The sequence below is a fragment of the Capnocytophaga sp. oral taxon 864 genome, from assembly GCF_002998835.1.
GTDB classification, from domain to species: Bacteria; Bacteroidota; Bacteroidia; order Flavobacteriales; family Flavobacteriaceae; genus Capnocytophaga; species Capnocytophaga ochracea.
This window is the reverse complement of record NZ_CP027232.1, coordinates 1,071,574-1,092,476: the sequence shown is the minus strand read 5'-3', so window position 1 is coordinate 1,092,476 and position 20,903 is coordinate 1,071,574. Positions and strand designations below refer to the sequence as shown.

18 protein-coding genes are annotated in these 20,903 nt (G+C 39.0%); 8 read left to right on the top strand and 10 right to left on the bottom strand.

The window, feature by feature from the left end; translation table 11 throughout:
- Positions 1-6: 6 nt before the first annotated feature.
- From C3V44_RS04870 to C3V44_RS04840, 7 genes are all read right to left on the bottom strand, one after another.
- A complete protein-coding gene (locus C3V44_RS04870) occupies positions 7-747 on the bottom strand; it encodes a hypothetical protein (RefSeq protein ID WP_106095724.1) in 741 nt (246 codons plus the stop codon).
- Positions 748-1,388: 641 nt separating this feature from the next.
- Positions 1,389-2,972, bottom strand: a complete 1,584-nt coding sequence (locus C3V44_RS04865; protein ID WP_106095723.1) for a UDP-glucose--hexose-1-phosphate uridylyltransferase — start codon at positions 2,970-2,972, stop codon at positions 1,389-1,391.
- Between the two features lie 39 nt (positions 2,973-3,011).
- Positions 3,012-4,079 carry an aldose epimerase family protein gene (locus C3V44_RS04860; protein WP_106095722.1) on the bottom strand — a complete coding sequence of 356 codons (1,068 nt, stop codon included), beginning with the start codon at positions 4,077-4,079 and terminating at the stop codon, positions 3,012-3,014.
- 12 nt (positions 4,080-4,091) lie between these two features.
- Positions 4,092-5,249, bottom strand: a complete 1,158-nt coding sequence (locus tag C3V44_RS04855) for a galactokinase (RefSeq protein ID WP_009412982.1) — start codon at positions 5,247-5,249, stop codon at positions 4,092-4,094.
- Between the two features lie 123 nt (positions 5,250-5,372).
- A complete protein-coding gene (locus C3V44_RS04850; RefSeq protein ID WP_106095721.1) occupies positions 5,373-6,200 on the bottom strand; it encodes an alpha/beta fold hydrolase in 828 nt (275 codons plus the stop codon).
- Positions 6,201-6,279: 79 nt separating this feature from the next.
- The gene (locus C3V44_RS04845; RefSeq protein ID WP_106095720.1) at positions 6,280-7,323 is read right to left on the bottom strand and encodes a phosphotransferase enzyme family protein; all 1,044 of its coding nucleotides are present in this window, start codon (positions 7,321-7,323) and stop codon (positions 6,280-6,282) included.
- A gap of 138 nt (positions 7,324-7,461) precedes the next feature.
- Entirely contained in the window at positions 7,462-8,325 is an 864-nt protein-coding gene (locus C3V44_RS04840; RefSeq protein ID WP_106095719.1) for a sugar phosphate nucleotidyltransferase, read from the bottom strand.
- A 773-nt stretch (positions 8,326-9,098) separates the two neighbouring features.
- Here C3V44_RS04840 and C3V44_RS04830 point away from each other — a divergent pair.
- The 4 genes from C3V44_RS04830 (at position 9,099) to C3V44_RS04815 (ending at position 15,146) form a co-directional block, all read left to right on the top strand.
- Positions 9,099-11,570, top strand: a complete 2,472-nt coding sequence (locus C3V44_RS04830; protein ID WP_106095718.1) for a DUF2339 domain-containing protein — start codon at positions 9,099-9,101, stop codon at positions 11,568-11,570.
- Between the two features lie 221 nt (positions 11,571-11,791).
- Complete coding sequence (locus tag C3V44_RS04825) at positions 11,792-12,478, top strand: PAS domain-containing protein (protein WP_106095717.1); 687 nt, start codon at positions 11,792-11,794, stop codon at positions 12,476-12,478.
- Between the two features lie 44 nt (positions 12,479-12,522).
- Positions 12,523-13,200 (top strand): PAS domain-containing protein, encoded by a 678-nt coding sequence (locus C3V44_RS04820; RefSeq protein WP_106095716.1) that lies wholly within the window; start codon positions 12,523-12,525, stop codon positions 13,198-13,200.
- Between the two features lie 146 nt (positions 13,201-13,346).
- Entirely contained in the window at positions 13,347-15,146 is a 1,800-nt protein-coding gene (locus C3V44_RS04815; RefSeq protein WP_106095715.1) for a long-chain fatty acid--CoA ligase, read from the top strand.
- A 51-nt stretch (positions 15,147-15,197) separates the two neighbouring features.
- Here the strand turns inward: C3V44_RS04815 and C3V44_RS04810 are convergent, their stop codons facing one another.
- Positions 15,198-15,746 carry a tyrosine-protein phosphatase gene (locus C3V44_RS04810; RefSeq protein WP_106095714.1) on the bottom strand — a complete coding sequence of 183 codons (549 nt, stop codon included), beginning with the start codon at positions 15,744-15,746 and terminating at the stop codon, positions 15,198-15,200.
- 203 nt (positions 15,747-15,949) lie between these two features.
- Here C3V44_RS04810 and C3V44_RS04805 point away from each other — a divergent pair, with 203 nt between their 5' ends.
- A complete protein-coding gene (locus C3V44_RS04805; RefSeq protein ID WP_106095713.1) occupies positions 15,950-17,263 on the top strand; it encodes a leucine-rich repeat domain-containing protein in 1,314 nt (437 codons plus the stop codon).
- A 48-nt stretch (positions 17,264-17,311) separates the two neighbouring features.
- Here the strand turns inward: C3V44_RS04805 and C3V44_RS04800 are convergent, their stop codons facing one another.
- Positions 17,312-18,049 (bottom strand): ABC transporter ATP-binding protein, encoded by a 738-nt coding sequence (locus C3V44_RS04800; protein ID WP_009411718.1) that lies wholly within the window; start codon positions 18,047-18,049, stop codon positions 17,312-17,314.
- 99 nt (positions 18,050-18,148) lie between these two features.
- On the opposite strand from C3V44_RS04800, the gene C3V44_RS04795 reads away from it, so the two are divergent.
- Positions 18,149-18,658: a GNAT family N-acetyltransferase gene (locus C3V44_RS04795; RefSeq protein ID WP_106095712.1), complete on the top strand. Its 510-nt coding sequence runs from the start codon at positions 18,149-18,151 to the stop codon at positions 18,656-18,658.
- A complete protein-coding gene (locus C3V44_RS04790; protein ID WP_106095711.1) occupies positions 18,655-19,317 on the top strand; it encodes an RNA methyltransferase in 663 nt (220 codons plus the stop codon). The genes C3V44_RS04795 and C3V44_RS04790 overlap by 4 nt, the downstream gene beginning before the upstream one ends.
- Positions 19,318-19,509: 192 nt before the next feature.
- Here the strand turns inward: C3V44_RS04790 and C3V44_RS12490 are convergent, their stop codons facing one another.
- The gene (locus tag C3V44_RS12490) at positions 19,510-19,638 is read right to left on the bottom strand and encodes a hypothetical protein (protein ID WP_256387421.1); all 129 of its coding nucleotides are present in this window, start codon (positions 19,636-19,638) and stop codon (positions 19,510-19,512) included.
- A 247-nt stretch (positions 19,639-19,885) separates the two neighbouring features.
- On the opposite strand from C3V44_RS12490, the gene C3V44_RS04780 reads away from it, so the two are divergent.
- A complete protein-coding gene (locus C3V44_RS04780; RefSeq protein WP_009411722.1) occupies positions 19,886-20,839 on the top strand; it encodes a phosphoribosylaminoimidazolesuccinocarboxamide synthase in 954 nt (317 codons plus the stop codon).
- Positions 20,840-20,903: the final 64 nt, after the last annotated feature.

The window sequence follows — 20,903 nt, the reverse complement described above, 5'->3', positions numbered from 1 at the left end:
AGTTGTTTAAAATCGTACAACTAACCCTACTTTATCAGTACCTATAATAGGAGAAACTCCAAACTTTTTTTCTTGATTTCGGTTATAAGTTTCAATAGCTCTTAATCTTAACTTCTTCTTTTGTCCATTGAATATGCCTGCTGGAATCATAAAAACTAATGCTGGAACTAAAGGATATAGAGATGCTTTGTAATTCATTTCGTTTTGTTTACTATCACTACTTTTTTCTGTTTCACTTGCTAATAACATAATAGCACTTGTAGTAAGGCAAATGCCTGAAGATATGGAACAAATAATTTGTCCAGTTTGGAAGCCTTGTGCTCCTTTCCATTGTCTCTTAGCTTCAGGATCTTTATAGAGGAAACTTTTCATTTCTCCTCCACTAATTAATTGACCATTTAGATAAAACTCTCTACCTTTTTGGATAATAGTCTTTTTTATGGTGTCTTGCTCAACTTCTACTATTATTTCTTCTTGTTTAGGTTCCATTGTTTCTTTTTTAATGGTACGAAGACTTTCAGCAAAAATATCTTTTGAACCATTGGCATAACGTATCATTAGAACATCTGATTTAAGAATTGTGTAGGTAGGTCCTTCTAAGTTATCTGTTTTTTTGTACTTCACTTGAGAAGTATTTATTTCTAAGACCTTAGCTTGAATATCTTCACCTTTTTTAGTAGTAATAAGGTCTTGTGAGTAAGCCACAAAGCTAAATAATGTAAAGCATAAAAATAATAAGTGTTTCATATTAGTAAATATATTTAATAATTAATTTCATTTTTAATGACAAGCGAAGAAGTCTTTATTCTTAGAAGAGAAGTTGCATACGGCAAAGGAAGACACAATTGCGCTTCCTTTGCCCCATAAGCTAACTTATTCTGTATTACTTAAATTGTAGAAATGTACCAGATTCCCAACAACAGAATAAAGCTAACGCTTTTTTCATAAAAACAGAAAGCGTGAATTACTTACTATCTGTTGTCAGGAGTTCTGGTAAACTTTGTAATACAGAAAGTGTAACCCACGCTATAACGCAGGCATCAACTTTTTGTTACTGTATTACTTTTTGAAATGTACCAGATTTCTGACAACAGAACAAAAGCTAACGCTTTTAATATGTCTTTATTTTCGGTGCATAATTACGACTATTTTTTATACTATGCAAATATTTTAGCATTTATTTTTATTGTTTAATAGATAAGTTATTTATTATCAGTTAAAATACAAAAGGTAAAGCACAATTAGCCACAAACAACTAATGTCTAAATTATTCACGGTTGTTAGCAATTACTCCTCAGAGTTACTAAAGATACTCATAGCCCCACTAATATTCTCATCTACTAATTCCCTCATTTGCTAATTTTCTCATTTGCTAATTTTCTCATTTGCTAATTAATCTGTCTGTGCGACTCGCACTTTACCTGAGCAACAAATCTCCTAAACCCTTCTTCTCCTTTTGGAGTATGTTTGAACACACCACAATTCTCCAAAACCTCACAGAAAGTATCGCCTATACTCCTATTAATAAAGTTATCTAAGTTCTCTATGGAAAGTGGAGTAGGGGAGGAGCTCACGTAGCGTTCTAACCACTGAGTGTGTTTTTGCAAAGCAGAGTCAGCATTCATTTGGGAATATACAGTGCTGAAAGCGTTACCAGCTGTAATGGCTTCACTAAGCAAGGTTTTAATGCTCGCCATTTCAGTCTTTAACCTACCAGGTAAAATCGCTAAGCCCATCACCTCAATAATCCCAATATTCTCTTTTTTGATATTGTGCAGATGTTCGTAAGGGTGAAAGATACCCATAGGGTGCTGGGCATCGGTACGGTTGTTGCGCAAAGCCAAATCAAGTTCATATTTCCCGTTTTTAAAACGTGCCACAGGGTTTACCGTATTGTGTCGCACGCCCTCAGTATGCGAGTAGATGCCTAATGATTCATCGCTGTAGTTTATCCACGATTGCAAGATGACATCGGCTAAAGCAATGAGACGGTCTTTCTTACCGCGCAATCGTAATACGCTCATAGGCCAATTTACGATACCTGCTTCTACATCTTCAAAACCTTTAAAGTTCACACGTTCTTTTATGGTAGCTTTTTCCATAGGGAAAACGTGTCGTCCGCCTTGAAAATGGTCGTGTGAGAGGATAGAGCCTCCTACAATAGGTAAATCGGCATTAGAACTGAGAAAGTAATGAGGGAATTGCTCTACAAAGCCCAATACGTGCTCAAAGCAAGCTTTGTCAATCTTCATCGGGCGATGCTCACTCGAAAAGACAATACAATGCTCGTTGTAATAGATGTAAGGGGAGTATTGGAAAAACCATTCTTCATTAGCTAAATCTAACTTAATAGTGCGCAAATTTTGGCGTCCAGCGTGATTTACGCGCCCCATATAGCCTTCGTTCTCTTTACAAAGCAAACATTTTGGGTAGTTAGTTGCTACCACATCTTTTTGGGCAGCAATATCACGAGGGTCTTTCTCTGGCTTAGAAAGGTTGATAGTAATCTCTAAATTGCCATAAGGGCTATTGTGTTCCCACAGAATGTTCTTAGAAATCCTATCGGTGCGTATGTAGTTGCTTTGCTTGTTGAGCTCATAAAACTGTTGGGTAGCTTGCTCCTTGCTCCTTTGGTAAGTATGCCAAAAGTCTTTACGAATCAAGGAGGTACGAGGCAATACCTGTCCCATAATCTTAGAGTTCAGTAGGTCGCGGAAAGTAAGCGTATCGGTAGTGAGGGTGCCGTTCTTAGCTGCCCACTGCACTAAGCGGTCGAGTACTTCCGTAGGATAAGTTATCTGGGCTACCTCTTTATCGATTTGAGTTTGCTCTTCTTTTGTAAACTCGGTATAACTATCGCAACCAATACTTTCCAAAACAGCATTGGTAACAAGAATACGGTCGTCTTCCTTCACCAAGTTATGAAGTACCGCATAACTGATGAGCTTTTCTACTTCAATATAAACTTTCACGATTAATAATTATCAATTAATAATTAACAAGACTATTCGTTATTTAATAAGAAACTTATAAACGGTTTCTTGCTTGTACACTTCCCCTTTTTCTAATGGTTTTACCCCAAACTTCGGCTGATTGATGCCATCGGGGAAATCTTGCATCTCAATAGCTACACCTACAAATCGTGGGTTTTTTGATGGTTTTTCTTTGGCAGTACATACCTTATCGAATACAGGTACATCGTCCAAAAAGTTACCAGTGTAAATCACAGCCACACGTTGGGTAGTATAGGCTTCCATAGTAATACCACTGTGAGGAGAGTGCAATACCAACTGAGGAGCATCTTTGAGTCCGCTGTGGTTGAGCACAAAGGGGTGGTCGTAGGCACGAGTGATTTTGAATTGAGGGTGACCTTCAGCAATACCCTCAGCGATAACTTTACCTTTGCGGAGGTCGAAAGTAGTACCTCCTACAGCTATGTAATTACCGGTAGGAATCAATCCTTCTGCCAATTCACAAATATTATCAGCAGCGATTTGTAGTACTTGGGTATCGCCATTCATTTCCATATCACCTGAAAGGTTGAAATAACTGTGGTTGGTGATATTGAGGTAGGTTTTGGCATCGGCAACAGCTTCGTAAGCAATGTGCAGACTGTTGTCATCAGTGATAGTGTAAATCACTTTGAAATCTACCTTTGCAGGGTAGCCTTCTTCACCATCAGGACTTGTGTAGTGCATTTCCAAGCCATTAGCGAGCTCTTTTACTTCAAAGAGTTTACTGCTAAAGCCTTCTTTACCACCGTGCAATGAGTTTTCACCATTGTTTTTAAATAGGTGATAGGTTTTCCCGTCGATAGTGAAAGTAGCGTTGTGAATACGCCCTGAAGTACGCCCAATAGTAGCTCCGTTGTAGGCGCCATTACCTATGTAATCTTCTAAATGCGCATAACCTAATACTACGTTTTTCAGTACGTTGTGCTTATCTTTTACAGCTATTTCGGTAATGGTACCGCCTAAGTTCAAAACAGACACGCGAAAGCCATTTGCGTTCTGTAAGGTATATTGATAGACAGCCTGTCCGTTGTGAGTACCGAACAGGCTTTTGTTGATGGTTATCATACTTTGTCTTGTTTATAGTTTTTTAGCGCCGTCGCTTACAGAAGCGATATAGAAATCGGCAGCATAACCTATTTTGTTTTTGTAAGCCTCGCCTACGTTTTTAATGAAATCGTCTACTTTGTCTTTTTTCACGATGCTTACAGTACAACCGCCAAAGCCAGCTCCCGTCATACGTGAACCTACTACTCCAGGTTGTTCCCAAGCAAGAGCAGCCAAAGTGTCGAGTTCTACGCCTGTTACCTCATAATCGTCGCGCAAAGAAATGTGCGATTGGTTCATTAACTTACCAAACTCAGCTAAATTACCTGCTGAAAGCTCTTTTTGTGCTTTAAGAGTGCGTTGGTTTTCATATACTGCGTGTTTAGCTCTCTTTTGGCGAACGGGACTCTTGATGAGGTCTTTGTTGGCTTCAAATTGTTCAATAGAGAGTTCTCCTAAGGCTTTAATAGGCAATTTAGTTTGCAATTCGGCTAAGGCTTCATCACATTCAGCACGGCGTTCGTTGTATTTAGAATCGGCGAGACCACGGCGTTTGTTAGTATTAGCAATCACGATTACTTCGTCTTTGAGTACCACAGGGACATAGGCATATTTGAGTGTGTTGCAATCGAGGAGGATAGCGTGGTCTTTCTTACCCATAGCTACTGCAAATTGGTCCATAATACCAGAGTTTACCCCAATGAATAGGTTTTCAGTTTTCTTGCCTAATTGCGCCATTTCCACAGGGTCGATAGAGAGGTGGAAGAGGTCTTTTAGCACAATAGCGGTAAGCATCTCAATAGAAGCAGAAGAAGAAAGCCCTGCGCCATTAGGGATATTCCCAGAGAAGAGAATATCGAACCCAGAGTCGATTTTTTGTCCTGCTTCGAGGAACATTTTAATCACACCTTTTGGGTAGTTAGCCCAGTCGTGTTTTTTGTCGTTGGTAAGTTCGTCGAGGGTGAACTCCATTACGCCAAGGTCAGCAAAGTTTTCAGAATACATACGGAATTTGCGGTCATTGCGTTTTTTTACGAGACCGTAAGTACCTTTGTCGATAGCGCAAGGGAACACATTACCACCATTGTAGTCGGTATGTTCACCGATGAGATTCACACGTCCTGGTGCGAAGAATTGTTTTTCGGCAGGAGCACCGAAAACTTCTTGAAACTTTTGTTCTAAGTGTTTCATATAGTTTTAATTTTAGTTATTAGTTTTGTTTAGAAATTACTTAATTAAATAATATAATGGAAAAAGGGAGTGCTGTCAAAGACAATTCTAATAGATATGATTCTTGTAGAAACAATATATTTCTTATCTTATAAAGGATTTTAGCTGAGTCAAATACCAATCAAAGTCATCATACATAATAAAGTGGAGCCCTTTATTGGCATATCTAAGGTCTCTCAAAGATAAATTTTGATATTGATCTCTTATGTTGTCTTTTGAATAAGTAAATGCGGACTCTAAGAGCACTAAGGCAGGCACTTTTATCTGTTTTATTTCCTCTCTTAGGTCTGTATTAGAGATTTCACACACAAGTTTGGCGAGGGTCTCCCTATCTGAGGCTACACTCCACTGAACGATGGTAGGCTTCTTGGCTTCCTTTGTTGTATAGTACATCATTGAAGCCATTTGCGAACGCTCAAAGTCTTCTTTGGGCATTGCTGTAAGTTCCTTGATCATAGGAGAACAATCCTTGTTAGGTGTTATCTTAAAATTAGGATCAGAAAGCAAAGGCAAGCAAGGCAAAGCATCTACAATCACTATTCTATCAAGTAGGTCAGAGGCTTTAGCAGCTATTTTCATAGCAAGGATGCCCCCTAAGCTATGCCCTACAATTGTAGGTTTTTGGATGTTCTCCTTTTTGATATAGGAGATAATGGCATCTGTCCAATAGTCCAAACTTGGATTCTTTACAGGGGTAATTCCTCCAAACCCCGCTAAGGTAAGCAGGTAGCAAGTGTGGTTAGAGATCAGAGCAGGTACAGTCTCTTGCCAGACATCGCTGGAGCAGCCAAGTCCTGGAATAAACAAAATAGGACTTCCTTTTTCTCCTACTTTTTTCACTGAGAATGGAGATTGTCCAAACGTAGATAGTGGCAAAATAAGTAAAAGGGAGGTTATAAAAACATTTCTCATAGTAAAAAAAATAGATTTTAAATTAAAAATTAGCTTGGTTTCAACTTTGGCAAAGTTTCAAACTAAAAGTTTGTATTACCTATTTAAAGTACTTTTTAGCAATTGCTCTGAGTTCTTTTTCTTTGTCTTCCAAACGCTGAAAGAGCACGAACTGGTTGCGGGCACGAATGTAATTCTCCTCAGGATATGAGGTTTTAAAGTATACATCGTTGTTAAAATAATCGGCGAGGAAACGAATACCAATAATGAATATCATATATTTGGCTCCGTCGACGATATGTTTTTTCTCTGAGGGAGTCATCACAGGGTTCATTACTGAATAACCTTTGCAGAGCGCTTCGAAGAACTCGGTATTGAAAACGATTTTGCTTTCATCGGCTTCGTTTTCTTCGGTAGGACTTACCGAAGTGCGCACCATATCGCCGAAATCGTACAGTAAGATACCTTGCATCACTGTATCGAGGTCGATTACTCTAAAATCATCGGGATTGGATTTATTGATGAGTACGTTATTGATTTTGGTGTCGTTGTGGGTTACGCGTATAGGAATACGCTTTTCGTCTACTTCTTTTTGGATAAGGTCGAAAATTACCTTGTGTTTTTGCGCAAATTCGTATAGCTTTTCAGCTTTGTCTTTGCGTGCAGGTGTTGCCTGAGCATAAGCCTCTTCGAGTTGTTGGAAGCGTAAATCTCCGTTATGGAAATTAGGAATGGTAGCCTGCAATCGAGAGGTATCGATATCGGCAAAGGTTTTCATAAAAGTTGCAAAGGCAGTGGCAGCTTTTTCGGCTTGCCAAGGAGCTTCGATGAATTCATAAGAAGTGTAACCTTCGGCAAAAGGGAATACTCGCCATACAATGCCCTCGGCATTTACGGAGTATCCTCCTTGTTTAGCTTTCATCATCGGGAGGATGATGTGATTGTTGGGTTCAGTTTCCCAAAGCAGTTCGATGTTTTTGATAATGCAGTCGGGGGTTTTGAACACATTGCTGTTAATCCCTTGAAGGATATAATTTGTATCGGTGGTTTTTACCAAATACGTACGGTTGATGTGTCCGTTGCCATAAGGTTCCACAGAAAGGAGGGTTCCTTTTAAGTTAAATTGATTGGCTATTTCTTTCATTTTATTTAGGTAAGAGGTAAGAGATAAGAAGTAAAAAACTTATTATCTCTTACGGGTTAAACATTTTATTATTGAACTTTGCCAAAGTTTCAAACTTTGGCAAAGTTGAAAGTTGTTATCTTTTTAGTCTTCAAATGATTAGAACCTATCAGGGTATTCGCCTTTATCTACGAGTTTTTGTATTTCGTTTTGTACCATTGCGAGGTCTTCGTGATAGGTCATACCGAACCAGTTGTCGTGATTGGGTAATACTTCTAATTTATATCCGTAATCCTTAATAGCGTGTTGTACTACCATAGGGATATAAAATTCGGATTTAGGGTCATCTTTATGTTCGGCTACAAATTCTTTGAAATAACGGTCGGCTATATCCAATACTTCGTGAGTAAACCCCCAGAAGTTCATAGATACGTAGGTGCTTAGGGGATACTCGGTGCCTGTAGCTTCGTCTACGGCAGTAGTTTCGTTAATTTTACGCAGTTTGGTAGCTTCGTTGATAGAGAGTAGGTGGTGATTGGCGTCTACTTCGCAGATACCGCGTGAAACAGTTCCGTTTTCACTAAGGGTGTTTTTTAGTAGATATCCTCCTGAGAAGAACGTTTTTTCTTTACCAGCATTGAGCGCTTCGTACATTAAACGAAAGCCTTCTTTGCCATAGTAATCATCGGCATTGATGATGAGGAATGGGTTTTTTACAAACTCTCTTACACAAAGCATAGCGTGCCCTGTACCCCAAGGTTTTTTACGTTCGATGCCTTTTGGGTTAAAATCGTCTTGATATACATAAGTAATGGGCACATTATTGAATCGATTTTCTAAGTGTTGGCGTGCTAAATCGTCGATTTCACGACGGATAATGAGTACTACATCGTCGAAACCAGCTTGTAGAGCGTCGTAAATACCGTAATCAAACAGAGCGTTGCCATTGTGAATATTTTCTAACTGCTTGTCTGAACCAAAGCGACTTCCTAAACCTGCCGCTAAAATTACTAATGTTGTCATATAAAGTTAATTTCTTAATAAATAAAAGTCTTGATAAGTGAATGTACTTACTTTGCATCGGCAAAGATAGGGATAATTTTGTAATCTGGAAAAAAATATAACGAAATTTTTACGAAGAATTTAAAAATGCTTTCTGTTACTTGTTCTTTTATAAGAGTTTTGATAATGCCAATAATGTCAGTAATGCCAATTAACTTAGCCAAAGTTCAAACTTTGGCTAAGTGTGTAGCGCAAAAGCGACACACCGGAGTTTTTCGGAGAATCTCGGGAGGACTTTGAAAGTCTCGGGAAGGGGAGTGAAAGGGTTGAAAATTTGAGGAGGAACGAAAGTTTTTGGAAGGATTTTAGAAAGATTTAGAAAGATGTTGAAGGTATGGTTTAGTGTACTTAGCTTATAGAAAGCTTATAGGAAGCTTATACGAATCTTGGACGATTGGTATACAACGACTGTATTAAACGTTGAGAGACAGGCATTTAGGAGGTGTTAAAGATATATTAAAACGAAAGCTAAGGTGTAGGGGTGCGCTTTCGTAATTTAGGGTAAAGGGCGTTTGGGGTAGGGGAGGGGTGTTATAACTTACCTCCCCCGCTCCCCCTCCAAAGGGGGACAATCCACAATCATACCTATTTAAAACTTTTTGCATATTCTCAATGGAGGAGAATCCGTTAAATGTGAATGCTGTAAGGATTATATGGGTGATTTTGGTAAATTAGTTTTTTTTGTTACCTTTGTGCTTTCATTGCTTATTAGCTTTCGCTTTTACTTATAAGTTATGGTATCAGAAAAAGATTTAGAAGCCTTAATGGCTCAGGTAGATGGTGCTGTGGATAGGCAGTACGACTTCATTAAAGAGATGAAGCAGATAAAGCAAACGCTTTGGGAACTGAAAGCCCAAATGCGCGCTACTTCGGTATTAACTTCGGCGGTACCCGCAGAAACGGCAGTGCCTGAGGGCACACGTGAGGCAGTAACAGAGACTCCCCCTGTGGAAACGGTAACTCCTGTTGAAGAACAAACCGTAATAAATACTGTGGCTGAGGAGATGACGGCAGCTGTTGTAGAGAAGCAAACGCCTGTTGCGGCGGTTGCTGAACCGGTGCAAGAAACTTCACAACCGAAACAAGAGACCCCTCCGATTACTTTTACAACAAAAACGAATCCGTTTGCGCCTAAAAAGAAGGTGAGAAATCCGTTTGAGCCGAAGCAATCTACTAACTGGGAGCGATTTATCGGTGAGAATTTGTTTAGCAAGATAGGGATAGTGATTATTATTATTGGGGTGTTTATAGGGGTGAAATACTCTATTCAGCACAATCTTATCAGCCCTGCAATGCGCTTGGTTTTAGGTTACTTAATGGGTATAGGGCTTTTTGTAACGGGAGCTATGCTCAAGAAAAAATATGAGAGTTTTAGTGCTATCTTGGTGAGTGGAGCAATGACGATTTTTTACTTCGTCACCTTTATTGCATATGCTGTTTTTGGTTATTTCCCGCAATCTCTTGCCTTTGTGCTGATGTTCCTCTTTACAGCTTTTACGGTACTTGCTTCGTTGAGCTATAACCAAGTGGTGATAGCTATTATAGGGCTTGTGGGAGGTTATGCGGTACCTTTTCTTTTGAGTAATAACTCGGGTCAGGTAGAAATCCTATTTGCGTATACAGCAATTATTAATATAGGTGTGCTGATACTTTCGTTTTATAAGCAATGGCGTTCACTGTACATTTCGGCGTTGTTCCTCACTTGGCTATTGTTGTTCTCGACGTGGGCATCGGCTTATCAGTACGACGATTTTGTGCCTTACTTTGTATTTAATTTGGTAACGTTCCTCACTTTCTATGTTGCTTTTATAGTTCAGAAAATACACAGGGTACAGGAATTGGAAGCGGTAGATGTACTTTTGTTCTTGTTTAGTAGCTTGTCGTTCTACGCAATGGGTGTTTGGCTTATATTGGATTATTATCCTAATAATCGGACTTTTGTGGCGATGTTTACATTGCTTAACGCTGTATTTCACTTTTTGGTGGGTTATTATTTTCACCTCAAAAAGGCGCCTTCTCAGGCTTTGAAATACCTAGTTTTGGTGTTGGCACTCTCATTTGCTACTTTGGTAATCCCGATACAGTTTAAAGGAACGTGGATAACTATCTTCTGGATAGCCGAAGCTGCGTTACTCTTTGGGTTTGGACGTACTAAAAAAATGCCTGTGTACGAGCGAATTTCATACGCAGTAGTGATTTTGGCTACTTTCAGTTTGCTGATAGATTGGGGGAAAGGCTCTTATAGTATCTTTGATATGGAAGACGCGAGTGCGTATATCACGCCTTTTGCTAACTCGCTCTTTATTACAGGGTTACTTTATAGTGTGGCGGTAGGAGCAATGGCTTATATCAATGATAAATACAAAGAGACAGGGACGCTTAATAAAGTGTTGAGCTTTTTGTTCAATATTTTTTCGGTACTTATTTTGTATTGCACTTTTTACAGAGAGATAAGTGTGTTTTGCGATATGAGGGCTCTACATCAAGACCCTGAGATTTACAACCATTATGTGGCATATCAAGACCTGAACACTTTTAAAGGGGTATGGCATATTATATACAGTGTGTTGTTTATTTCGGCTTATAGTTTTCTGAATGTGAAGTACCTGAAAAAGAAATTGTTGGCAGAACTACAAATAGGCTTAAACTTTTTGTTACTGACTATATTTATGACCTTGGGGCTTTATTATTTCAGTGAGTTGCGTGAACGTTATATGGAAGAAGCGCAGGAAGGAGGACAGTTATCACTTTGGTTTTTAAATATTAGATATGTGGGTTTGCTCTCGCTGGTGGCATTAGGCAATAGCATTTATGCCCTCAGTAAGTTTTTGGAATTTAAAACAGGAGCAAGGCGTGTATTGGAAATGTTGTTGCATCTGGTTATTTTGTGGGTTGCTAGCAGTGAATTACTGCACTGGACAGATATATATGAGTCGGTAGCTAATTATAAATTAGGTCTTACAATTTTATGGGGAGGTTATGCTATTTTATTGGTAGTATTGGGTATTTTTAAAAGGAAGAAATACCAGCGAATATCGGGTATTATATTGGTAGGTTTTACGCTGTTGAAGTTATTCTTTTACGATACTACCCACCTTGACACTCTTCATAAGACCATAGTGTTTGTACTGCTTGGGGTATTGCTACTGATAGCATCGTTCCTCTATAACAAATATACCAAAGAGATAGAGGGGGAGCAAAAATAAGAGGATACAAGATTAAAAAGAGATAGAAAAAATGCTGAATGTGTATTATTTTTCCAAAGAGGAAGAGAAACGTTGTGAGAGATGATTTTTTATAGAAAGTTGTAAATCAAATTAATAAATAATAATAGTAGTTGTAAGGAAAAATTTTTGATAAAAAAATACATATTATTTAAAATAAAAACATTACTTTTGCGCCATAATAACCAAAATTTAATTTTGTAATGATTAGAGATTATAGAGACATTAAGCTTACTGTACAACGTCCTACTCCTATTGACAAGGAGGTGAACTGGAATAAATCGTTGGTAGTGATTAGTGAAACTGATATTTATGGTCGTATTACCAATGTAAACGATGTGTTTTGCAATGTTTGTGGCTATAGTGCTGCGGAAATGGTAGGACAACCACATAGTATTATTCGCCACCCTGATATGCCTAAACTGATTTTTAAACTGCTTTGGGATAACCTTAAATTGGGGAATAACTTTATTGGGGTAATTAAGAACTTAGCAAAATCAGGGGAGTATTACTGGGTAGTCACGGATTTTGAAATGCGCAGAGATGCTGAAGGAAATATCACACACTACATTGCACGCCGTAGATCGGTGCCCAAAGGAGTAATAGACAACTATGTAGCGCCGTTTTATGATACGCTTTTGAAGCTTGAGAAGATAGGTGGAATGGAGCTTAGTGCCCGTTTTTTCAAGAACTACTTAGCTAAACAGGGCAAGGATTATATTGATTTCATTATAGATATAATGAATGAAAATAGAGAAAATGTGTCTTTCGAAGAAAATCAAGTATCATCAGTAGATACTACACAAGTGATTTCAGATGATATTGTAACTATGAATGAGGCTCAAAACGAGAAACGCAAGAGTTTCTTTGGTAGATTGTTTGTGCAATAACTATCTGAACAACCTATGTGATTAACTAAAAAATTTAAAATAATATGTCAGAATTTAAAAGTGCTGTACCTACTATTGCAAGACCTACTCCTATTGACCGTGAAGTACAGTGGGATAAGACCAAAGTACTCATCAGTGAAACAGATGCGGTTGGTACTATTACCAAAGTGAATGATGTGTTCTGTGAGGTATCACACTACACTGCTGAAGAACTCATAGGACAACCTCATAACTTGATACGCCACCCCGATATGCCAAAACTTATTTTTAAGCTTCTTTGGGATAACTTAAAGGCGGGTCACAACTTTGTGGGTGTGATTAAGAACTTAGCTAAAACAGGAGAATACTACTGGGTGGTTACTGATTTTGAAATGCGTCGTGATGCATCGGGTAATATTACGCATTACGTAGGTAGAAGAAGTTCTGTTCCTGAAGCAGCGATTAAAGACTATTTGGCACCTTTCTATGATTCACTTTTGAAAATGGAGAGAATAGGGGGTGTAGAATTGAGCAGTCGTTTCTTTAAAAACTATTTGGCTAAGCAAGGAAAAGATTATATCGATTTTGTGATAAGTATTATGTCAGAGGGTCAAACTAAATTTACAGCTGAAACCGTATCGGGTGTTGATAATAACAACGTGACAGTATCTGACGATATTTACCAAGTAGATGACTCAATGAATGAAAAGCGCAAGAACTTCTTCGAGCGTTTGTTTAACTAATAAAAATATTAGAGAGAGATAAGAGGGGAATAGAGGTAGACTCTATTCCTCTTTTTTGTGGCATAGGATTTGTTATTTATTGAGCGTGGATTGTCAATTGAAAATTATTTTATACTTTTGCCCCGACTAATTAATTCAATAACGAAATGGACTTAACAGCCTATCACTTTGTATCGCTGTTTCGCAATAATGTACAGCAATACCCACAAAAAGACGCTTTGATGGGAAGAGACGCTTCTTCTCATTGGAAAGGTATTACGTGGGAGACCTTAGGCAGTACCACAACCCTTTTATCTAAATCTCTGCTTTCATTGGGTATCCAGCCCCAAGAAACTGTAGGGATTCTTGCACAGAACACCCCACAATGGTCGCTTGCCGACCTTGCTTGCTTGCAAATACGTGCCATTCCGGTACCCATATATACTACAAACACCGCTGAACAAGCCCTCTACGTGATGAATCACGCTGAGGTGAAAGTGCTGTTTGTGGGCGATGAAAAGCAATACCACAAAGCTCTTGAAGTAGCCTCTCAATGCCCCACCTTGCAAATGATTGTGGTATGTGATAACGAAGTGCCTCTTACTGAAAAACAGTATTCCATTCACTGGAATGACTTTTTGGCACTCGGTAATAGTCCGCAGTATGATACAGAGTTAGACAAACGCATTGTAGAACGCAATTTAGACGACCTTTTTACGATTATCTACACTTCGGGTACTACGGGTGAGCCCAAGGGAGTAATGCTCACTTATGAGAATTTAGCTTTCCAGATGGTAGGACATACCGAGCGCTTATCTACCGTAGATAACACTGATACGTCATTGGCTTTCTTGCCACTATCGCACGTATTTGAACGCGCGTGGACGTACTTCTGCCTTTACAAAGCAGTTACTGTTTATTACTTAGATGATACTAACTTAGTGCGCGAAGCCCTTGCTGAGGTACGCCCTACCTTGATGTGTGCTGTACCGCGCTTCTACGAAAAGATATTTGCCACCGTACACGATCGAGCTGACGCATCGTCATTTGTAAAGCGTAAGCTCTTCCGCTTGGCAATAGCTACTGGTAAACGAGTATTGGCATTACGCGAACAAGGTAAGAAACCGCCGTTTGTCTTACAGAAAGCTTATAACCTTTTTGATAAAATGGTGTATAAGAAACTGAAAGAGGCTCTTGGTGGACGCATTAAGTTTATGCCTTGTGGAGGGGCAAACCTCGAACCTAGTATCGGACGTTTCTTTCAGTCGATAGGTATTAACCTGAAATTAGGTTATGGGATGACCGAAACGACTGCTACTATATCTTGTTGGGGCGACGATCGTATCAACCCACAATCGGTAGGGAATGTGATGCCTAATGTACAAGTGCGGATAGGAGAGGAGAACGAGATATTGGTAAAAGGAGGAATGGTGATGAAGGGTTACTACAAGAACCCAGAAGAAACCGCCAAAGCTTTTACTCCTGATGGTTATTTACGCACGGGAGATGCGGGTAATTTGGACGGGAATAACAATCTCTTTATCACCGAACGCATTAAAGAACTGATGAAGACCTCTAACGGAAAATACATTGCTCCACAGATGATTGAAGGCAAGGTAGGGAAGTATAACCTTATAGAACAAATAGCTGTGATTGCTGATGGTAAGAAGTTTGTTTCTGCCCTTATTGTACCTAATTACGAGATGCTCTCACAGGCACTAAAAGACCTCAATATTAAGTGCAAAAACACGGCAGATATGATAAAGCATAGCCAAGTGATTGAGTATATAGGTAAGCAACTACAAAAATTTCAGAAAGACCTACCCGACTACGAGCAGATTAAGAAGTTTACGCTTCTGCCTTCGGCTTTCACTATTGAGCGTAATGAGATTACTCCTTCGCTTAAACTCAGAAGAAAAGTGATTTATGCCAATTATAGTCGTGAAATAGAGGCGATGTACAGATAAAGATATTAGAGACTATCCGTAAAACATTCTAGGATAGTTTCTTTTTATTTTCTATTTTATTCCTAAGTGCTTACGTACTTCGGCAACAGTACTTTCGGTGAACAAGGCTTCTAAGTTTTTCCAAACACTGTGATAGCCGTAAGGTCCATTGAGCATCTCATTTTTAGCATCGGCTATACTCCAATCTTCATAGATAATTCTATACATTGCTACCATAATACCTGTACGATCAGCACCGTGATAACAGTGAATAAGTACCGCTCCTTCGTTTTGATGTTTGCGAATTAGTTTTAGTACACTTGCTATTTCAGGAGCTTTGATACGCCAAGTAAGTAACGGGTGATTGATAAGCTTGATGTCTTCAGAGGCGTGGAAAATCTTCTTGTCTCCTGAACGTGTAAAGTAGCGCAGATTGATGATAGTTTTAATAGGTATCTTTTTGATAATCTTCTTGTCTTCATTTACTAATTGTTCACTTCTGTAAAGCAGACTGTCTACCTTATACAAGTTAGCATCTGCGTGAATAAGAGTAGCTTTTTGTTGCCCCCATAATGAGATAAAAGAGAATAATAGAAGATAAAGTATTAGATTTTTCTTCATAAAAGTAATGTTTTTATAGAATCTGGTAAGTGCTTAAAATCAGGAGGCAAACATACTATTATTATAGCAGATATGCAAACTATATTGCATAAAATAATTGCAATATAAAGATTTTAATTGTTAAAAAAGCATCGTTGTATTTTCTTATTTTGTACCTTTGCACCCGATTTTTAATATTATCTGCTAATCGAAGAGTAATTTGTATGAAAAGATTCTTATTTATGGCAATATTAAGTTGCCTTGGTCTTGTGTTTGTACAATGTACCAAAACCGACACAGAACGTGTAGAAATTAAAGGAGAACGCGGTGAGCGTGGCAACTTAATCCTCTCAGGAATAGGCGTGCCTAATGCTTCTCAAGGAACGATAGGCGATTATTATCTCGACCTATCTACAGCCAATCTTTATGGAGCTAAAACAGCAAAAGGCTGGGGAACTCCTATTTCTTTAAAAGGTTTAAAAGGTGATGCGGGAGCCGATGGTGCGAATGGTACTAACGGTCAAGACGGGAAAGATGCCCCTGTACCTCAAATAAAGAATGGCTTTTGGTATATAGGTGAAACGAATACTCATATTAAAGCCCAAGGAGAAAAAGGTACTGATGGTACTAATGGCACCAATGGTCAAAACGGTCAAAACGGTCTTACGCCTCATATAGGAGACAATGGTAATTGGTTTATAGGGAATCAAGATACTCATATAAAAGCTCAAGGAGACAAAGGAGAAACAGGTGCTACGGGAGCACAAGGGCTTCCCGGTAAAGATGGCTCTAAAATATATTCAGGACAAGGCAAACCTGTGAGTCAAGGAGTAGAAGGTGATTACTATATCGATACTGAGGCTAAAATATTCTATGGACCTAAAACTAATATAGGTTGGCCTTCTACCGGTATTTCTCTTACCGCTCAACAAATGAGTGACACAGACTATGAACTTAGCGCTGACGGAAAGACCTTAGTAAAATGGAAAAATGAGAAAACACTTTTTATCGATATGAATACTGACCCTAAGCTAAAAGATGTAGAAATCATAGCTGACAATGCTTTTAATGCAGAAATAAATAAACTCACATACCAGTTGAGAACTTTCGTCATTGGGGATAAAGTAAAAGATATAGGGGCTAAGGCTTTCTATCTATGTACTAAATTGACAAGTGTAGAAGTATCGAATGAGAATATAAGAAGAGAGATTACAAAAATAAAAACGCAAACCTTTGCTAATTGTACTCACCTACAAAATGTAGATATTCCTTCGAGCGTTACTACTATTGAAGCAAGAGCTTTCACAGGTTGTAATAGACTTACAAGTGTTATACTTCCTGAAACAGTAAACAATATAGTAAATAATGCCTTTGCAAAGTGTGATAATTTGCATACCGTAATCATACGTAATCCTAATGCTTTTGTAATAGGAACTATGACATTTAATCAAACGCTATTGCGCAACATCTATGTCCCTTCCGGGAAAGTAGAGGAATATAAAACATTAAACCCTCAATACAAAGATTTTATCAAATAAGATATAAACAAAAAAAGCTACCAATTCGGTAGCTTTTTTTATTACCTTTTATCTTTTACCTGTTACCTGAATAAACGCTTCTTCCAAATTAAATGCTTGCACTTCGGTAATAAGGTTTTGAGGCGTATCTTCTTTTAGCAATTGTCCTTCGTTTAAAATACCTACACGGTCACAAAAATCCTGTGCCTCTTGCAAATGATGGGAGGTGTAAAGTATCGACATTCCTCCTCTGTTCAATTCCTTTAAATAATCGATAATAATATTTTTGGACTGCACATCCACCCCCACCGTAGGTTCGTCTAAGAAAAGCACCTCAGGGCTGTGCAATATACCCGCCACCAAGTTGATACGGCGTTTCATTCCTCCCGAAAAATGAGCAATCTTTTTATTGGCAACTGAGGCTAAGGCTACTCGCTCAAGAGCTTCGTCAGTGAGTGCTTTTAGTTGTTTGCCTTTGAGTCCATACAGGCTACCGAAATAATGCAAGTTTTCGCGAGCGGTAAGCGTAGGATACAAAGCGTATTCTTGCGGAACCACCCCTATTTTATACCTAAGGCTTGTATCTTTATAAGTAAGTCCTACAATAGAAAAACTCCCCATAGTAGGCTTGATACTCCCAAAAAGAATAGACATCAGGGTAGTTTTTCCCGCTCCATTAGGTCCTAAAATACCATAAATTTCTCCTCTTCTCACCTTAAACGATACATCGTTTAAAGCAAGGCTGGTGGCTTCTTTATATTGTTTGCTGAGGTGGGTTACCTCGATGGCATTGGGGGGTGTACTCATATTCTCAAAAGCTGAAAAGCGGGGCAAGTTAGTCAAAATATTGCAATTAGCAAAGTTTTTTGTACATTTGCAGGGTTTTAATAGGTAACAAGTAACACAGTGAACGAAAATGTAACGCTTAGAATAGCAATGCCTGAGGATACTCCTACTATTTGGGCAATCCTATCTGCTGCTATTGAGCGTCGCAAAGCCGATGGCAGTAACCAGTGGCAAGACGGCTACCCTAATGAACAGGTGATAGCTAACGATATCGCCCATCAATATGGCTATGTACTCACAGAAGACAACGAAATATTAGGCTATGTTGCTCTCCTCATCAACAGCGAACCTGCTTATGAGGTTATCAAGGGCAAATGGCTTACCAATGCCGACTTTATGGTATTTCATCGCGTAGCAATTTCGCCTGACCATTTGGGGCGTGGCTTAGCAAAGTTTCTTCTTCAACAGATAGAGGAAATAGCTCGCAATAAAGGCATTCCTTCTTTGCGAGCCGATACTAATTTCGATAATGCCCCGATGTTACACCTATTCGAAAAATTAGGCTATAAGTACTGCGGTGAAGTTACTTTCAGAGGTACTCCCCGCAAAGCTTTTGAGAAAAAACTATGAATCAAGAATTACTCACCTATTTAGAACATTTTATTACCGAAGAACGCAAGGAACGTTTTTTACAGGTGATAAGTGCGCGTACCAATCACTTTACGGTAGCGATGGAAGATGTATTCCAAATGCATAACACCAGTGCCGTAGTGCGCACTTGCGAAGTCTTTGGCGTACAACAAGCACACAGCATAGAAGGACGATTTGGCAAACGTCTCGATGCCAAAATAGCAATGGGTGCTCAAAAATGGGTAGACGTCTTTCGTTATAACGATACCCAAAGTTGTATCGATGCCCTCCGTACCCAAGGTTACCAAATAGTGGCAACAACCCCACACAAGGACGCTTATTTCCTCAACGACTTCGATATTAGTAAAAAGAGTGCTTTCTTCTTTGGTACAGAAAAAGAAGGACTCTCTGAGCAAGTACTCTCACAAGCTGACACATATCTAAAAATTCCAATGGTAGGTTTTACCGAAAGTTTGAATATCTCGGTAGCGGTAGCCATTGTCCTGCAACAGCTTACTGATAAACTCCGCCGTAGCCAAGTAGCTTGGCAACTCACCGACGAAGAACGCCTCAACACTCTTATCAATTGGACAAAGAAATCCATTCGCAACGTAAAAGATGTGCTAAAACGCTACGAAGAACTCACCGCTCAAAAATAAAAACCTTCAATAAACTTCCTTCTATCTTCGCATTAACTACAAGAAATCTTCATCATTTCTTTGTTCATTCTTTTCCTACTTGCCTGCCCTGCTACGACTGCCCGTCCGGCTTGCACCGTTTTTTGTATGAACTTTGCCAAAGTTTCAAACATTGCCAAAGTTGAACTCCAACTAATAACCTTCTTTTTATCTCTATCTTAGATTCGCCTTACCTTCATCGTAGGTTCGTTTTCTGTTCGTCATTCCTTCGTCTTTTGTTCGTTGTAGAGCCACTGTAGAGCCACTGTAGAGCCACTGTAGAGCCACTGTAGAGCCACTCATCGTTCGATTATCCCATAAGCTTTGTATAATCCTCCTCCAATTTCACATTAACCATTAATCATTAACCATTAACTACACTTCCCATTTTCTAATTTTTCAAATTTGCTAATTTTCTAATCTTTATTTGGCATTTCTGGTATTTAAGGTATTACAATTTCTTCACTCATTTTTTTCATAATTCGTAATCCGTAATTTGTAATTATTTTGTACCTTTGCACCGAGAAGAGATTTTTAACCATTTACAGAAATGAATACTATAACAAAAACAAACTTTAAATTCCCTAAACAAAAATCCGTTTACAGAGGGAAAGTGCGTGATGTGTATCAACTTAAAGATGATACCCTCATTATGATTGCTACCGACCGTATTTCGGCTTTCGATACCATTCTACCCAAAGGTATTCCTTACAAAGGTCAGATATTAAATCAAATGGCTGTAAGTTTCTTGCAACAAACCGAAGATATTGTACCTAACTGGCTTATTGCTTCTCCTGACCCCAATGTTTCTATTGGTCAAGTGTGCGAACCACTAAAAGTGGAAATGGTCATTCGCGGTTATCTTGCAGGGCACTCGGCTCGTCTCTACAAAAATGGCGTGCGCAAACTATCGGGCGTCCCCTTACCGGAAGGCTTGCGAGAGTTCGATATGTTCCCACAACACCCCATTATTACTCCGGCTACCAAAGCCGAACAAGGCTTGCACGACGAAGATATTTCCCGTGAAGACCTCATTCGCAAAGGAATTGTAAGCGAGGAAGACTATCGATTGATGGAAAAATACACCTACGCACTCTTTGCTCGCGGTACTGAAATCGCCTCTAAACACGGACTCATCTTGGTAGATACTAAATACGAATTCGGTAAAACCCGCGATGGCGAAATAGTGCTCATCGACGAAATTCACACCCCCGATTCCTCTCGTTATTTCTATAAAGAAGGCTATGACGAACGACAAGAAAACGGTGAACCCCAAATACAGCTCTCCAAAGAATTCGTACGGCAGTGGCTCATTTCGAAGGGCTTTCAAGGTGAAAAAGGGCAAAAAGTACCTACGATGACTGATAAGTATGTACAATCCGTTTCTGAGCGTTATATAGAGCTCTACGAGAATATTATGGGTGAAAAATTCCTCCCCGCCGATACTTCCGATATAGAGAACCGCATCTACGACAACATAATGCGATTTTTGCAGAATCAATAATCAATGAAAAAAGGTCGCTTTTGCGCCCTATACTTTGCCAAAGTTGAATAGCGCTCTTAATTGT

Coding starts and splice junctions, on each gene's coding strand:
- C3V44_RS04825 (WP_106095717.1), top strand. CDS start 11,792: ATGATTAGAGATTATAGAGACATTAAGCTTACTGTACAACGTCCTACT.
- C3V44_RS04805 (WP_106095713.1), top strand. CDS start 15,950: ATGAAAAGATTCTTATTTATGGCAATATTAAGTTGCCTTGGTCTTGTG.
- C3V44_RS04855 (WP_009412982.1), bottom strand. CDS start 5,249: ATGAAACACTTAGAACAAAAGTTTCAAGAAGTTTTCGGTGCTCCTGCC.
- C3V44_RS04815 (WP_106095715.1), top strand. CDS start 13,347: ATGGACTTAACAGCCTATCACTTTGTATCGCTGTTTCGCAATAATGTA.
- C3V44_RS04830 (WP_106095718.1), top strand. CDS start 9,099: ATGGTATCAGAAAAAGATTTAGAAGCCTTAATGGCTCAGGTAGATGGT.
- C3V44_RS12490 (WP_256387421.1), bottom strand. CDS start 19,638: ATGAGTGGCTCTACAGTGGCTCTACAGTGGCTCTACAGTGGCTCTACA.
- C3V44_RS04780 (WP_009411722.1), top strand. CDS start 19,886: ATGAATACTATAACAAAAACAAACTTTAAATTCCCTAAACAAAAATCC.
- C3V44_RS04845 (WP_106095720.1), bottom strand. CDS start 7,323: ATGAAAGAAATAGCCAATCAATTTAACTTAAAAGGAACCCTCCTTTCT.
- C3V44_RS04840 (WP_106095719.1), bottom strand. CDS start 8,325: ATGACAACATTAGTAATTTTAGCGGCAGGTTTAGGAAGTCGCTTTGGT.
- C3V44_RS04800 (WP_009411718.1), bottom strand. CDS start 18,049: ATGAGTACACCCCCCAATGCCATCGAGGTAACCCACCTCAGCAAACAA.
- C3V44_RS04860 (WP_106095722.1), bottom strand. CDS start 4,079: ATGATAACCATCAACAAAAGCCTGTTCGGTACTCACAACGGACAGGCT.
- C3V44_RS04820 (WP_106095716.1), top strand. CDS start 12,523: ATGTCAGAATTTAAAAGTGCTGTACCTACTATTGCAAGACCTACTCCT.
- C3V44_RS04870 (WP_106095724.1), bottom strand. CDS start 747: ATGAAACACTTATTATTTTTATGCTTTACATTATTTAGCTTTGTGGCT.
- C3V44_RS04790 (WP_106095711.1), top strand. CDS start 18,655: ATGAATCAAGAATTACTCACCTATTTAGAACATTTTATTACCGAAGAA.
- C3V44_RS04810 (WP_106095714.1), bottom strand. CDS start 15,746: ATGAAGAAAAATCTAATACTTTATCTTCTATTATTCTCTTTTATCTCA.
- C3V44_RS04850 (WP_106095721.1), bottom strand. CDS start 6,200: ATGAGAAATGTTTTTATAACCTCCCTTTTACTTATTTTGCCACTATCT.